The organism is Streptococcus sp. HMSC066F10 (assembly GCF_001813805.1).
Taxonomy (GTDB): Bacteria; Bacillota; Bacilli; order Lactobacillales; family Streptococcaceae; genus Streptococcus; species Streptococcus vaginalis.
Genome location: NZ_KV813959.1, coordinates 43,244 through 58,234, shown reverse-complemented (window position 1 = coordinate 58,234; position 14,991 = coordinate 43,244). Strand labels below are relative to the sequence as shown.

Genomic DNA, 14,991 nt, shown 5'->3' with positions numbered 1-14,991 from the left:
AAAGGGAGTGGGACAAAAATCGGTAATTTCAGAGAAATTTGATTCTGTCGTCCCACCCACTCAACCACTGCGGCTTGCAAGAAACTCATAAAAATCTGACGAGGTTAAGGACTTTCAGCCTCGTCATTTTTTAATTCCAAAGTTGCAAATGCAACTAATGTATGTTATGCTGATTTTATTGAGAATTTTCTATTTTATTGAGAATGGCTTCTAGTTGAAAGAGCTCGGAAGATGTCAGATTTTTCATAACAGACTGAATATAGATTGTTTCAAATCCAATCAATCGGTCGTAGATTTGCAAAGCCTTCGTCGTAGGGAAAAGCTCTTTAAATTTCTTATTTTTAGAGTTGACTTTCTTTGTGATAAATCCTTTGTCCTCTAGTTTTCTAAGGGAGCGACTAAGTGTTGTTTTATCAATTTTTACCATATGAGAAAGTTGAGATTGATTCAGTCCTTCATGCTCAACAATGCAGATAAGGATAAGAAAGAGATTATTATCTAGGTTGTATTGGCTGGCTTCATGATTCATATTCATCGTGGCTTGGCGAGAAATTATGCCCATTTGACGAAAGAGATGACGATAATCCATAAAAGGCTCCTTTTATAGTTGCATTTACAATTATCATATAATAAAGAAGAAGGGAAAACAAGTATGTGGTATAAAAAGATATTTGAGGAATTAACCACCTTAGAATTTTATAAATGCTTGAAATTACGTTTGGAAACATTTGTCGTAGAGCAAAATAGTGTTTATAATGATTTGGATGAGCACGACTTAGAAGCGATCCATATTTTTCATGAAAATGAAGCCGGCGAGGTAGATGCTTATGCGAGAGTATTTGAAACGGGCACTACCATTCATTTTGGACGTGTCGTAACAGCGGCTTCTACTTGCGGTCAAGGGCTTGGTCGTAAGTTGGTCCAAGCTATTATGGAGACTTGTGCTGAAAAATGGCCTGAAAAAGAGATCTACATAGAGGCGCAAGAGCAGGTGGTGGGCTTGTATGAGAAATTTGGATTTGAAGCTGTTAGTGAACCCTTCATCTTAGAATCACGAGTACATGTGAAAATGGTTTACAAACGAGAATAAATGGGAAAATAAGTTTTGATAATGAGAAACGAAAGAGTCTGTTCCTAAAATAATTTAAGCCATTTTAAGAAAAGCACTCTATTTTAGTGGAAAATATGATAGAATAGCTGATAGGAGGAACAGTATGTTTCATAAAAGTAAGTTATTTTTTTGGACAACAGAAGTCTTACTACTAACCATTATCTTTTTTATCTGGCGGCAAATGGACGGCTTGATTTCCCCTTTTGTGAGCGTTTTAAATACGGTTTTAATTCCTTTTCTAATTGCGGGATTTTTGTACTATGTGACGAATCCTTTAGTGAAATTCCTAGAGAAAGAGCTGAAAATTAAGAGAATTTTTGGAATTTTGATTACCTTGGTTCTCTTGTTTGGAATTATTGCTCTGGGCATTATTTATCTGCTACCTATTTTGATTACGCAGTTGACAAGTTTGATTTCTTCTAGTCAAAATGTTTATGGGGAATTGCAAAATTGGATTAACCAGCTATCGCAGCACTCTCTCTTTAAAAATCTGAATATCCAGTCTATTATTAAGCAGTTAAATTTGTCTTATGTGGATATTTTGCAAAATATTTTAAATAGTGTCACCAATAGTCTGGGGAGTGTCGTTTCAGCAGTAGTGAATACATTTTTGATTCTCATCATGACGCCGATCTTTTTGGTCTATTTCTTAATTGACGGGGATAAATTACTGCCCATGTTGGAAAGAACTGTTTTGAAGCGGGATAAGCTCAACATCACGAAATTATTGACCAATCTTAATGCAACGATTGCTCGGTATATTAGTGGGATTTCGATTGATGCGTTTATTATTGGAACGTTGGCTTTCATTGGCTATAGTGTTATTGGTCTGAAATATGCTTTGATATTTGCTATTTTTTCTATGATTACTAATCTTATTCCTTATGTGGGTCCAAGCATTGGGTTGATTCCGATGATTATCACTTATCTGATTGCTGATCCGAAAAAAATGGTGATTGCAGTTATATATATGTTAATTGTGCAGCAAATTGACGGAAATATTCTCTATCCACGGATTGTAGGTGGCGTGATGAAGGTGCATCCAATTACCATTATGGTTCTCTTGCTTTTGTCAAGTAATATTTATGGGATTGTTGGGATGATTGTAGCGATTCCGATTTATTCTATTTTGAAAGAAATTGCAAAATTCCTAGCGAATTTATATGATAATCATCGAGCTGCACAGGAGCAAAAGAAAAATGAGGAGTACGGAATTATTAATAAATAAGAATGGGATGATGAATAAATTCAAAATCTGAAAGATGAATAGACATTCAGAAGGACTGTGTCTTAATGTTTTAGAATGATGAATATAGGGAAGTGGAAGCAAGCTAAATGTAACAAAAATTTAGTTTGGAATTCCACTCCTTTTTCTTTCTAATACGTTTTATTAAAACCATAAGTGTATTTTTATGCTAAAATAGAACTAATAAGATAGAGGAGGTACACTTATGGTAACACGTCGTAAATATTCTCCGCAGGAAATAAGAAAAAATTCTTCTTATTTCTCTCCTTTGAAGGCAATAATTGAAACAGCTTTTTATGAAAATCAGGTTGTTGCAATAAAAACAGTGGAATAAGCTTATCAATTGGCTTCCGCAGCTGCTGGGACAGTTGTCTTAGATATGCCTGTCATTCATACAAAGGAATTGGGCTTGCCTTCTTATGCTCGCGTTTTATTAACGAATTATGGAGCAGTCGTTGGTCGAACGGCCAAAGCTCGACGGATTTGGTAGGGACAGTGAGGAAGATGAAAAGCTGCTTTCAATAGTACGCAGTGCAATCTATCAGGCTCATCATCGAAAATTTTATAAGGCAGATGCAGTTGTGGGGCTCGCTGAAGCCTTCATGGCTTGTGCTCATCTCATGGTTCCTGAAGATGAAATCAACAATCTCTATTCTTGGCTTTTAAACTTACAAATTTTGGATGAAGAGTTTAAAAATCGTTTGAGAGTTTCTAAAAAGTACGATGAAAATGACATATTTGTTTTTTTCGATCCCAAATGGAAGCATCCAGATTATCCTGAAGGATTGGTATATTTTGATACTCAGCACAATTGTGTCATTATTTTGGGTTTAAATTACTTTGGTGAGTTGAAAAAAGCGACTTTAACCTTAGCTTGGGCAACCGCTGCTAGAAATGGTTATGTGGCGTGTCATGGCGGCTTGAAAATCTTTAAACAAAAAGAGGTTGAAAAGCAAGACTATGTAGCCTCCTTCTTTGGTTTATCTGGTTCAGGGAAATCCACACTGACACATGCCAAACACAATGGAAAATATGATATTAAGGTTTTGCATGATGATGCCTTTATTATTTCTGTCAAAGATGGGTCTTCCATTGCTTTGGAACCGTCCTATTTTGATAAAACGAATGACTATTCCATTGGACATAGGGAGCAGGACTTTTTTGTAACAGTTCAGAATTGTGGTGTGACACTGGATGACAATGGTCTAAAAAAATTGGTGACAGAGGACATTCGAAATGGAAATGGTCGGACAGTTAAGTCTCGTTTTGCAACGCTAAATCGGGTCGATCGAATTGATGAACCTATCCAAGCCATTTTCTGGATTATGAAAGATGATTCTCTTACACCCTTGGTTAAAATTAACGATTCGCTGATAGCTTCTACGATGGGTTGTACCTTGATGGCCAAGCGTTCCAATGCTGAAAATGTGATTGGCAAGCATGATGATTTGGTGATTGAACCTTATGCCAATCCATTTAGAGTGTATCCCTTGGTGGAAGATTATCGGATATTCCGTAGTCTCTTTGAATCTGGTGTCGACTGCTATATCATCAATACTGGATTTTATATGGGCAGGGGAATTTCAAAAGAGGTCAGTCTGAGTATTATTGAAAAAATTGTTGATGAAGAAGCAGATTTTAAACCATTTGGACCGTTGGAAGGTTTTGAATATATGGAATGTGAGGGCTATCCTGTTCCAAGTTTTGATTCTCGCTATAAACAATTAATCAGAGAAAGAATGCAGGTACGGTTAAATTTCTTGCTTGCTTTCAACCAAAAATACCCGAAAACGGCACTTCCTATTGATGCAATTTCACGCTTGGAAACAGTTCTGCAAAATTTAGAAGCCTAAACAATCGATTTTCTTCTTTGCAATCTTCCTTCAAACTTTCTTTTTAACACTCCCTGTGCAAGAAGTCAAAAAGTATGCTATAATTAAGATTACTTATATATGAGGAGAGAATATTCATGGAAGACCCTAGCAGTCAGACCTTGTTACTGCAAGCTTTATTATTACTGATTTTAACGCTATTGAACGCCTTTTTTTCAGCAGCAGAGATGGCGATGGTATCTTTAAATCGCGCTCGTGTAGAGCAAAAAGCTGAAGAAGGCGATGCAAAATACATTCGTTTGTTAAAAGTCTTGGAAAATCCTAATCATTTTCTGTCCACTATTCAAGTTGGGATTACTTTGATTACAATTTTGTCAGGAGCTAGTTTGGCTAATACACTCGGTCGGGAAATTGCTTCTTGGATGGGAAATTCTGAGACAGCAAGAGCGATTGCAAGCTTCTTATCTGTTGCTATTTTGACTTATATTTCGATTGTTTTTGGTGAATTGTATCCAAAGAGAATCGCTCTGAACCTCAAAGATTCCCTAGCAGTTCGTACAGCGCCAGTTATCATCTTTTTGGGAAAAATTGTCAGTCCCTTTGTTTGGCTTTTATCAGCTTCTACCAATCTGCTCAGTCGAATCACTCCCATGACTTTTGATGATGCAGATGAGAAAATGACACGTGATGAGATTGAGTATATGCTGACCAATAGTGAAGAAACATTGGATGCAGATGAAATTGAAATGCTGCAGGGGATTTTTTCACTAGATGAGATGGTGGCGCGTGAGGTAATGGTGCCGCGTACCGATGCGTTTATGGTGGACATCAATGATGATACCAAGGAAATTATCGAAAGTATTTTGAGGCAGAATTTCTCACGAATCCCAGTCTATGATGATGACAAGGATAATGTTATTGGACTTATTCACACCAAACGTCTGTTAAATGAGGCGTTTACTAATGGTTTTGATAATATTGTACTACGAAAAATTTTGCAGGAACCGCTCTTTGTGCCAGAAACGATTTTCGTGGATGATTTGCTGACAGAGTTGCGGAACACGCAAAATCAAATGGCGATATTGTTAGATGAATATGGTGGTATGTCTGGTCTGGTAACGTTGGAAGACCTACTGGAAGAAATTGTCGGTGAGATAGATGATGAAACAGATAAGGCTGAAGTAGAGGTGTATCAGGTTTCTGACCATACTTATTTCGTCCTTGGCACCATGAGTTTGAATGACTTTAACGAGTATTTTGAAGTTGAACTGGAAAGTGATGACGTTGATACCATTGCGGGTTATTATTTGACGGGCGTAGGCTCGATACCCGACGTGAAAGAGCGTTTGAGTTATGAAGTGGAAAGTCAGGGCAAAAAGCTCATTTTAACCAATGATAAGGTAAAAAATGGACGTGTGACAAAGCTCAAAGTAGAAGTTTCTGAAATAGTAGAAGAAGAGGAAGAAGTTGAGAAATAATCTCTGCTTCTTTCGTTTTTCAAAAATTGATAAGTTTGCTTTACTTTTTATAAATATGTGAATGGCATTAAAAATAAAGGAAGCAGATCGATGACAACGACATTCTTCCTTTTTGGCTATTTTTAATATTGAAGAGTGAATTTTGTGAAGGGTCATGATCATTTTTGCCGTTTGGAAAAGTCAACGAAACGGAATTTTTCGAGTTTATGACGACTATCTGTAAACTGAAATTGTTGTCCGTCTGCAAGATAAACTTTGGATTTGACAGAGACGACATGGTGGTCATTTCCAATGTTCATCAATATTTTATCGCGATTGGTGGCTGGATCAATTGTGATTTCTTTTTGGGCGTAAGAAATGTGTAGTCCCAGTTCATCTTCTAAATAAGCATAAATTGAATGTTCTGCAATTTCACGGCTAATAGAAGGGACAAAACTCTTATCAAGGTAATCAATATCCAAGACGGAGGCAATCCCGTCAACGACCCTTTGGCGAATAATCCGCCACACCAGACGGTATTCAGGAAAACCAGTAAGACTGGATAATTTTTTATCAACTGTAATTTTTTCTAACTGTATGACATTGGTTTTAGAATTCATTCCATGTTGCCGAACAAGTTCTTGGTAACTAGTTAGGTTGGAAACAGGAAAGTCAATCTGTTCTTGTTGGATGACTTTAGAGCCTTGACCTCTCATTTTTTGAATGAGACCAGCTTTTTGAAGCAAATCAAGCGATTTACGAATCGTGTCACGGCTGACCTTGTAGGTCTGGACAAGTTCGTGTTCGCTAGGAAGATAATCATTCATCTGATATTTCTCGTTTAGAATATCTTGTTCTAAGAGTTTAAAAATTTGTTCATATTTTTTCATGATATCCTCACTTGTTTTCTTTTTAGCATACAACTAAATAAATTTTACCAAAAAAGAGCCTTTTTTACCACGAACAACTTGCAGACATCTTTGGTATCGTTTACAATAAATGTATCAATCAATTGTACAATGATGAAAAAAAGAAGGAGAGTGTTAGGTTAAGCCTAGCCAAACAGAAAATGGGAAAATTTGAGAAAGACGCCAAGACGCTATTAGAGGCTATCGGCGGCAAGGGAAATATCTCAGCTGTCAGCCATTGTGCAACTCGGATGCGCTTTGTATTGGCAGATGAAAAGAAGGCGGACGTAAAAGCAATTGAAGCCATTCCAGCTGTAAAGGGAACTTTTACAAATGCAGGGCAGTTTCAGGTCATTATCGGAAATGATGTGCCGATTTTCTACAATGATTTTACAGCTGTTTCAGGGATTGAAGGAGTATCAAAAGAAGCAGCCAAAGCTGCTGCCAAAAGCAATCAGAATCCAGTACAGCGTGTCATGACAATGCTGGCGGAAATTTTCACTCCAATTATTCCAGCCATTATCGTTGGGGGGCTAATTCTCGGTTTCCGCAATATTCTGGAAGGTGTGCAGATTCAGGCACTCGGTCAAAAAATGGTTGACGGTGTTGCTCAGTTTGCTAAAGACGGTACTCCGATTTACAATACGATTGTGGATGTATCACAGTTCTGGAGCGGAGTAAACTCATTCTTGTGGCTGCCGGGTGAAGCGATTTTCCACTTCTTACCTGTTGGTATTGTTTGGTCTGTTTCTCGTAAAATGGGAACCAGCCAGATTTTGGGAATTGTTCTTGGGATCTGTTTGGTGTCACCACAATTGCTCAATGCGTACTCAGTAGCCAGCACACCGGCTTCAGAAATTGCTAAAAACTGGGTATGGGATTTTGGTTTCTTCACAGTTAAAAAAATTGGATACCAAGCACAAGTTATTCCAGCTCTGCTTGCAGGATTATCGCTATCTTATCTTGAAATCTTCTGGCGCAAACGCATTCCAGAAGTTGTGTCCATGATTTTTGTGCCATTCTTATCCTTGATTCCAGCTTTGATTCTAGCGCATACAGTCCTTGGTCCAATTGGTTGGACACTTGGACAATGGCTTTCAACAGCGGTGCTTGCTGGTCTGACTGGTCCTGTTAAATGGCTCTTTGGTGCGATATTTGGTGCCCTCTATGCACCGTTTGTTATCACTGGTCTGCACCACATGACCAATGCCATTGATACACAGCTGGTTGCAGATACAGGCGGTACGGCGCTATGGCCAATGATTGCCTTGTCCAATATCGCTCAAGGTTCAGCTGTATTTGCTTACTATCTGATGAACCGTCATAATGAACGTGAAGCACAGATTTCTCTGCCAGCAACGATTTCTGCTTATCTAGGTGTTACAGAACCAGCCCTTTTCGGGGTCAACGTGAAGTACGTCTACCCATTTGTGGCAGGGATGATTGGTTCTTCTATCGCAGGTCTCTTATCCGTAACCTTTAACGTAACAGCCAATGCTATCGGAATCGGTGGAATTCCAGGTATCTTATCTATCCAAGCTAAATACATGCTTCCATTCTTCCTTATTATGTTAGTAGCTATTGCAGTACCGATGATTTTGACTTTCTTCTTCCGCAAGACAGGCATGTTTACAAAGACAGAAGATGAAAGTGTCAAATCACCGCAAATTGAAGCCATTGACGAAGCAAAAGAAGCCGCTCCAAAAGTAGATTTTGCAGAAATTGCTAGCCCACTGGCTGGGGAAGTCAAAGAATTAAGCCAAGCAACCGACCCTGTCTTTGCTCAAGGCGTGATGGGACAAGGAGTTGTCATTCTTCCACGTGAGGGAGAACTGGTGGCCCCTGTGAACGGGACGGTATCAGTGCTTTTCCCAACCAATCATGCTGTTGGAATCGTGTCAGATGAAGGTGTCGAATTACTCATGCATATCGGTATGGACACAGTTAATCTCGACGGCAAAGGTTTTGAAGCTCATGTGGCTCAAGGAGACAGAGTGAGCGTAGGTCAGAAACTGGTTAGTTTTGATATAGCAGCTATTCAGGAAGCTGGCTTAGTGACTGAAACACCTGTGATTATCACAAATCAAGAGCAATTTCAGGCTGATGAACAGAGAACATTACCGCGGACTGTCGAACGTGGAGATAAGCTGATGACAGCTACTCGAATCGGGTAAAATGTTTGATACGATCTATGGTGAGCAGGATTTTATCTAACGAATGGACAAATTTATCTCAGTAATCCATTTGCCTCACTACTGGAAATCCAAGCAGCAATCTCTTAACGAGAGGCAAAAAGGCTCGTACAAAGAATAAAAGTAACGATAAAGGGGAGGAGCGCAAGCCCCGCCTCTTTCTTTTAGAAAATAGAAAAGGAAGACAAATGGCATTAGATAAGACAAAAGTCGTCTATCAAATTTATCCAAAATCATTTAAAGACACGACTGGCAATGGGCTAGGAGATTTTCAAGGCATTATTGAGAAAATTCCTTACCTCAAAGAATTAGGAGTGGATATGGTCTGGCTCAATCCTTTCTATCCCAGCCCGCAGCGTGATAATGGTTATGATATTTCAGATTATACGGCTGTCAACCCTCTTTTTGGGACGATGTCTGACTTTGAAGAGATGGTCCAAGTTGGGAAAGAATACGGCATTGACTTCATGCTGGATATGGTCTTAAATCATTGCTCGACCGAGCATGAATGGTTTCAAAAAGCTTTAGCTGGCGATCCGTACTACCAAGATTTTTTCTTTCTGCGTGATGAGCCGACAGACTGGCTGTCTAAGTTTGGCGGCAGCGCCTGGTCACCTTTTGGCGACACTGGCAAGTACTACCTGCACCTCTTTGATGTGACGCAGGCTGATCTCAACTGGCGCAATCCTTATGTCCGCGAAGAACTTTTCAAAGTTGTCAATTTTTGGCGGGACAAGGGTGTCAAAGGTTTTCGCTTTGATGTCATCAATCTGATTGGAAAAGATGAGGTGTTGGAAAACTGTCCGGAAAATGATGGTAAGCCTGCCTATACGGACAAGACCATTGTACATGACTACCTGCACATGCTGAATGAAGCGACTTTCGGACAGGCTAACTCATTTATAACTGTCGGAGAAATGAGTGCGACTACTATTGAAAACTGCATTCTCTATACAGATCCGGCACGTCACGAATTGTCTATGGCTTTCAATTTCCATCATTTGAAGGTGGATTATGAAAATGGTCAAAAATGGAGCTTGAAAAAATTTGATTTCGAGGAACTCAAGCATCTTTTCCATACGTGGGGCAAGGAAATGAGTGACCATGATGGCTGGAGTGCTCTATTTTGGAACAACCACGACCAGCCACGTGCCTTAAATCGTTTTGTTGATGTTCAGCATTTCCGCAATGAAGGAGCAACCATGCTTGCGGCCAGCATTCATCTATCTCGCGGCACGCCGTATATTTATATGGGAGAAGAAATCGGCATGGTGGATCCAGACTATGACTCTATGGCAGATTATGTGGATGTGGAGTCTATCAATGCCTATCAGATGCTGCTGGAGCAAGGCAAAACACCAGAAGAAGCTTTTGCAATTATTCAGGCCAAATCTCGCGATAATTCTCGCACTCCCATGCAGTGGGGTGATTCAGCAAATGCTGGCTTTACGACAGGCACCCCTTGGCTCAAAGCAGGGAAATCTTATCCTGAAATCAATGTTGAAAATGAGATACAAGGACCGATTTTCACTTTCTATCAAAAACTGATTGCCCTTCGTAAGGAGCTTCCTATTATTGCCGAAGGCAGCTATCAACCAGCTTATGAAGATAGTCAGCAAGTTTATGCTTTTGAGCGTCAATTAGGTGACGAAAAACTTTTGGTACTCAATAACTTTTATCCAGATCCGATTACGATAGATATTTTACCAGAGTATCAAAATGGCGAAGTGCTCCTTTCCAATTATGAAGAAACTCAAACAGCAGAAGTTGTAACATTAAGACCTTATGAAAGTTTGGCAATTATTGTAAATAAACACTAAATGTAGCAATAAATCCTAAAATCGACTGAACCATTCAGGCGATTTTTTTAAATTTGAAAGAAAGCGCTTGCATCGGCCTTCTGTTTTATTTATAATAATTACGGTAGAAATACATCTCAAGGAAATTTGATTTCTAAATTATGATGTAAAGGAGAATATATGAAAAAAACTTCAAAACAATTGCCTGTATTGTTTGCGACAGCTATTTTGTTAGCTAGTAGCGTTCTAAGTCCTATTGTTCAGGCAAATGAGGCGAGCTCTTCAAGTTCAGAAACTTCTGTAACAACGACTTCAGAGTCTAGTTCTGTTGCTTCGACAACTCAGTCGCAATCATCAGAAACAACTTCTGAAAGTTCAGCAAGCAGTACGAGTAGTACGAATGAGCCAAGTAGCACAAGCGAAGAAACACCTAAGACAGAAGCTTCAAGCAGTGAAGCAAGAGCCGCTGTTTCGGAATTTACCGAGGTAGCTAATATTGGTCAAATTCAAGGCGAAGCACATGAATCGCCTTATAATGGGAAAAAGGTGCGCGTGTCAAGTGTAGTCGTCACTAAAACGGATCGATATGGCTTTTATGCACAAGACATCAAAGCTGACGGGAACACAAAGACTTCAGACGCTATCTATGTAGTTTCAAAGGAAAAAGTAGCTGTTGGAGACCGATTGACGATTGAAGGTGAAGTTAAAGAAGGTTACATGGAGTCGCTCAGCGTCCGTCCGGGGCAAACTTTCCGTAAACCAACTGACAGCTTAACTGTAACACAATTGTTTGCTTCTAAGGTAACGAAAAACGGTACAGCCGCACTACCAGAATCAGTCAATATTTCAGAGCGTATGCCAAAAGATATCGTAGACAATACTCCGACTGTCTACGATCCAGAGCATGACGCCTTGGACTATTGGGAAAGTCTTGAAGGCATGTTGACAACAGTTAAAAAACCTCATGTGCTTGGACCACAATATCGCGGGGATATCTACCTGTTGCCTGCTGGCTATCAAGAATTACCGTTAAATAATATCGGTGGCGTCAATTTACGTCTGAATGTGCAAAATACGGCAACCATTCCAGTTTATGTAGGAAATAAGTTTGTTGCCAAAGCCAAAGATTACTTTAATGAAGATGTTGTTGGAGTCGTGAGTTATCGCAGTAAAGTCTTTAAGTTGGAGCCAACCCAATTACCAGCTTTGCAAGACGGTGGTTTGCAAAGAGAGGTTTCTAAACTTTACCCAAGTGAAGATAAATTGACGATTGCTTCTTACAATATCGAAAACTTCTCGGCGAACAATGCAACGGGCGAAACACCTGACGCAAAAGTGGAGAAAATTGCCAAATCCTTTATCAATGAAATCCATAGTCCAGATATTATCACACTCATAGAAGTTCAAGATAATAATGGAAGTGTCAATGACGGCACAGTAAGTGGTGTTGAAAGCGGGGAAAAGTTAGCTGCTAAGATTAAACAATTAGGTGGCAAAGAGTATAAGTATGTCGAAGTAGCTCCTGTTGACGGTGCAGACGGAGGAAAACCTGGTTCCAATATTCGTGTAGCTTTCTTGTACAATCCTCAACGAGTGAAGCTAGTAGAACGTGAAGCAGGAAGTAGCACAGAAGCGGCTACTTTCAAAGACGGTCATTTGGTGAAAAATCCTGCCAGAATAGCCCCAGCTAATCCAGTATTTGAAAAAGTTAGAAAATCTTTAGCAGCTGAGTTTGAATTTAAAGGCGAACGGATTGTCGTGATTGCCAATCATTTGAAATCCAAGCTCGGGGACGATGCGGTTTATGGTTCAAAACAGCCTGCAGTACAAAATACATTGGCACAACGGATTGAACAAGCTAAGTTGCTGAATGCCTTTGTAAAAGAAGGGTTGAAGCAAAATCCAAATTTGAAGTTTGTCTTAACTGGTGACTTTAATGACTTTGAATTTTCAGAAACTGCCAAAGCAGTGGCTGGTAATGAATTGGTAAATATGATGCTCAATCATGATGCAGCTGATCGGTATTCTTACTTCTACCGTGGCAGCAATCAAAGTTTAGATAATATCTTTATTTCAAAAAATATTGCAGATAAAACAGTATTCTCACCAGTTCATATCAATGCTTCCTTTATGGAAGAACACGGTCGGGCGTCAGATCACGATCCCGTTATTGCACAGCTTGATTTTAGTCAGAAGAAAGGTAATACGACACCGACACAATCAACTGAACCAAAACCTTCTGGTGACACCACAATGCCACCAAATAAAGATGATAAACTAACTAAAAAGAGGATTTTACCATCTACAGGAACAACAGGCGCTGAAGTCGTTGTTGTAGGGATTGTCATCTTAAACGCAACCCTCCTTTGGCGAAAGAAAGTGGCGGATTAAAAGGAATAGATGATAAACGAGAGAGTTTTAGACTTCTCTCGTTTTTTGAAAAACATTGAAAATGAAACCGAAAAACAGATTATTTTCTAAAAAATAGACAAATTGTCCCTCTATCTAGAAAAGAAGTGTTATAATAGTATTATAAAACGTTTTCAAGAGGATAAGACGATGGAAAAAGAAGTCATTGATTATGGAAAAGTAACAGGTATGGTCCATTCAACTGAAAGTTTTGGAGCTGTTGATGGGCCTGGTATCCGTTTCATTGTCTTTTTACAGGGTTGTAAAATGCGTTGCCAATATTGCCACAATCCAGATACATGGGCAATGGAAACCAATAATTCAAGAGAGCGAACGGTTGAAGACGTTTTGCAAGAAGCGCTTCGTTATCGTGGCTTTTGGGGTAAAAAAGGTGGGATTACAGTAAGTGGTGGTGAAGCTCTTTTGCAGATTAATTTTGTGATTGCACTTTTTACCAAAGCTAAAGAATTGGGAATTCATTGTACGTTAGATACTTGTGCGATGCCGTTCCGTAATACACCAGAGTATCTCAAAGTTTTTGATCGCCTGCTTGAAGTGACAGATTTAGTGTTGCTGGATATTAAAGAAATCAATGATGCCCAGCATAAATTTGTGACAGGGCATACCAATAAGAATATTTTGGAATGTGCAAAATATCTGTCTGATAAAGGTGTTCCAATGTGGATTCGCCATGTTTTGGTTCCAACGTTAACAGACCGTGATGACGACTTAAAAGAATTAGGTGAGTTTGTCAAAACGTTAAAAACAGTTGATAAATTTGAAGTGCTACCTTATCATACAATGGGAGAATTTAAATGGCGTGAATTAGGAATTCCTTATCCATTAGAAGGTATTAAACCACCAACTGCTGACCGAGTAAAAAATGCCAAAGAACTCATGAAAACCGAATCCTATACAGAGTATATGAATCGCATACATAATAGTTGATCAAAAGTAGAAAGTGAAATGTTGACCAGCACCTAAGAAGTTAGATAGAAAAACTGACGATTAAGTGCTTTTCTATTCCTCTCTTTGTGAAAATCTTAAAATTGTGCTAAAATAAAGTATATAAAAAGTTTACGAGGTACGATCATGTCTAAAATTTTAGTTTTCGGTCATCAAAATCCAGATTCAGATGCGATTGGCTCAGCTGTGGCCTTTGCTTATCTTGCGCGTGAAGCTTATGGCTTGGATACAGAAGCAGTGGCTCTTGGGACTCCAAATGAAGAAACAGCGTTTGTCTTGGATACTTTTGGTGTAAAAGCACCGCGTGTGGTGACATCTGCCAAAGCAGAAGGAGTTGAGCAAGTCATTTTAACAGACCACAATGAATTTCAACAATCTATTTCTGACATTGCAGAAGTAGAAGTGTATGGCGTTGTGGATCATCACCGTGTAGCTAATTTTGAAACATCCAGCCCACTTTATATGCGTTTGGAGCCTGTTGGTTCAGCTTCTTCTATCGTTTATCGTATGTTTAAAGAATCTGGTGTAGCTGTACCAAAAGAACTTGCAGGCTTGATGCTCTCAGGTTTGATTTCAGACACGCTTCTTCTGAAATCACCAACCACTCATCCGAGTGATAAAGTGATTGCACCTGAGTTGGCAGAGCTTGCAGGAGTTGATTTGGAAAAATACGGTTTGGCTATGCTTAAAGCTGGAACGAACTTAGCAAGCAAAACAGCCGAGGAATTGATTGATATTGATGCTAAAACATTTGAATTAAACGGAAATCAAGTTCGTGTGGCACAGGTCAACACAGTTGATATTGCAGAAGTTTTAGAACGCCAAGCAGAACTGGAAGCAGCTATTGAAAAAACAAATGCAGCCAATGGTTATTCTGACTTTGTTTTAATGATTACTGACATTGTCAATTCAAACTCGGAAATCCTGGCAATCGGTCGCAATATGGACAAGGTAGAAGCAGCTTTCAACTTTGTTCTTGACAATAACCACGCTTTCCTTGCTGGCGCTGTTTCTCGTAAGAAACAAGTCGTTCCGCAATTAACAGAAAGTTTTAATGCTTAAGAATAGAAT

The 14,991-nt window shown here is 39.2% G+C and carries 10 protein-coding genes and 1 pseudogene; 9 read left to right on the top strand and 2 right to left on the bottom strand.

Features of this window, described 5'->3' with window-relative positions; translation table 11 throughout:
- Positions 1-175 precede the first annotated feature (175 nt).
- Positions 176-589: a MarR family winged helix-turn-helix transcriptional regulator gene (locus tag HMPREF2933_RS02090; RefSeq protein ID WP_070672419.1), complete on the bottom strand. Its 414-nt coding sequence runs from the start codon at positions 587-589 to the stop codon at positions 176-178.
- A 63-nt stretch (positions 590-652) separates the two neighbouring features.
- On the opposite strand from HMPREF2933_RS02090, the gene HMPREF2933_RS02085 reads away from it, so the two are divergent.
- The 4 genes and pseudogenes from HMPREF2933_RS02085 (at position 653) to HMPREF2933_RS02070 (ending at position 5,667) form a co-directional block, all read left to right on the top strand.
- Positions 653-1,090 carry a GNAT family N-acetyltransferase gene (locus HMPREF2933_RS02085; protein ID WP_024052061.1) on the top strand — a complete coding sequence of 146 codons (438 nt, stop codon included), beginning with the start codon at positions 653-655 and terminating at the stop codon, positions 1,088-1,090.
- Between the two features lie 124 nt (positions 1,091-1,214).
- Entirely contained in the window at positions 1,215-2,339 is a 1,125-nt protein-coding gene (locus HMPREF2933_RS02080; RefSeq protein WP_024052060.1) for an AI-2E family transporter, read from the top strand.
- 223 nt (positions 2,340-2,562) lie between these two features.
- A pseudogene (locus tag HMPREF2933_RS02075) lies at positions 2,563-4,210 on the top strand (phosphoenolpyruvate carboxykinase (ATP)).
- 116 nt (positions 4,211-4,326) lie between these two features.
- The gene (locus HMPREF2933_RS02070; protein WP_024052057.1) at positions 4,327-5,667 is read left to right on the top strand and encodes a hemolysin family protein; all 1,341 of its coding nucleotides are present in this window, start codon (positions 4,327-4,329) and stop codon (positions 5,665-5,667) included.
- Positions 5,668-5,825: 158 nt separating this feature from the next.
- Here HMPREF2933_RS02070 and treR read toward each other — a convergent pair whose 3' ends face one another.
- Entirely contained in the window at positions 5,826-6,536 is a 711-nt protein-coding gene (gene treR / locus HMPREF2933_RS02065) for a trehalose operon repressor (RefSeq protein WP_022525174.1), read from the bottom strand.
- 179 nt (positions 6,537-6,715) lie between these two features.
- Here treR and treP point away from each other — a divergent pair, with 179 nt between their 5' ends.
- The 5 genes from treP (at position 6,716) to HMPREF2933_RS02040 (ending at position 14,982) form a co-directional block, all read left to right on the top strand.
- Complete coding sequence (gene treP, locus HMPREF2933_RS02060; RefSeq protein ID WP_024052056.1) at positions 6,716-8,728, top strand: PTS system trehalose-specific EIIBC component; 2,013 nt, start codon at positions 6,716-6,718, stop codon at positions 8,726-8,728.
- Positions 8,729-8,934: 206 nt separating this feature from the next.
- A complete protein-coding gene (gene treC / locus HMPREF2933_RS02055) occupies positions 8,935-10,566 on the top strand; it encodes an alpha,alpha-phosphotrehalase (protein WP_070672417.1) in 1,632 nt (543 codons plus the stop codon).
- Between the two features lie 159 nt (positions 10,567-10,725).
- The gene (locus tag HMPREF2933_RS02050; protein ID WP_024052054.1) at positions 10,726-12,936 is read left to right on the top strand and encodes an endonuclease/exonuclease/phosphatase family protein; all 2,211 of its coding nucleotides are present in this window, start codon (positions 10,726-10,728) and stop codon (positions 12,934-12,936) included.
- A 168-nt stretch (positions 12,937-13,104) separates the two neighbouring features.
- A complete protein-coding gene (gene pflA / locus HMPREF2933_RS02045; RefSeq protein WP_024052053.1) occupies positions 13,105-13,902 on the top strand; it encodes a pyruvate formate-lyase-activating protein in 798 nt (265 codons plus the stop codon).
- A gap of 144 nt (positions 13,903-14,046) precedes the next feature.
- Positions 14,047-14,982 (top strand): manganese-dependent inorganic pyrophosphatase, encoded by a 936-nt coding sequence (locus HMPREF2933_RS02040; RefSeq protein WP_024052052.1) that lies wholly within the window; start codon positions 14,047-14,049, stop codon positions 14,980-14,982.
- Positions 14,983-14,991: the final 9 nt, after the last annotated feature.

What these genes read in the sequence shown, in the direction of transcription:
- HMPREF2933_RS02090 (WP_070672419.1), bottom strand. Translation starts at nt 589, where the DNA reads ATGGATTATCGTCATCTCTTTCGTCAAATGGGCATAATTTCTCGCCAA.
- HMPREF2933_RS02085 (WP_024052061.1), top strand. Translation starts at nt 653, where the DNA reads ATGTGGTATAAAAAGATATTTGAGGAATTAACCACCTTAGAATTTTAT.
- HMPREF2933_RS02080 (WP_024052060.1), top strand. Translation starts at nt 1,215, where the DNA reads ATGTTTCATAAAAGTAAGTTATTTTTTTGGACAACAGAAGTCTTACTA.
- HMPREF2933_RS02070 (WP_024052057.1), top strand. Translation starts at nt 4,327, where the DNA reads ATGGAAGACCCTAGCAGTCAGACCTTGTTACTGCAAGCTTTATTATTA.
- treR (WP_022525174.1), bottom strand. Translation starts at nt 6,536, where the DNA reads ATGAAAAAATATGAACAAATTTTTAAACTCTTAGAACAAGATATTCTA.
- treP (WP_024052056.1), top strand. Translation starts at nt 6,716, where the DNA reads ATGGGAAAATTTGAGAAAGACGCCAAGACGCTATTAGAGGCTATCGGC.
- treC (WP_070672417.1), top strand. Translation starts at nt 8,935, where the DNA reads ATGGCATTAGATAAGACAAAAGTCGTCTATCAAATTTATCCAAAATCA.
- HMPREF2933_RS02050 (WP_024052054.1), top strand. Translation starts at nt 10,726, where the DNA reads ATGAAAAAAACTTCAAAACAATTGCCTGTATTGTTTGCGACAGCTATT.
- pflA (WP_024052053.1), top strand. Translation starts at nt 13,105, where the DNA reads ATGGAAAAAGAAGTCATTGATTATGGAAAAGTAACAGGTATGGTCCAT.
- HMPREF2933_RS02040 (WP_024052052.1), top strand. Translation starts at nt 14,047, where the DNA reads ATGTCTAAAATTTTAGTTTTCGGTCATCAAAATCCAGATTCAGATGCG.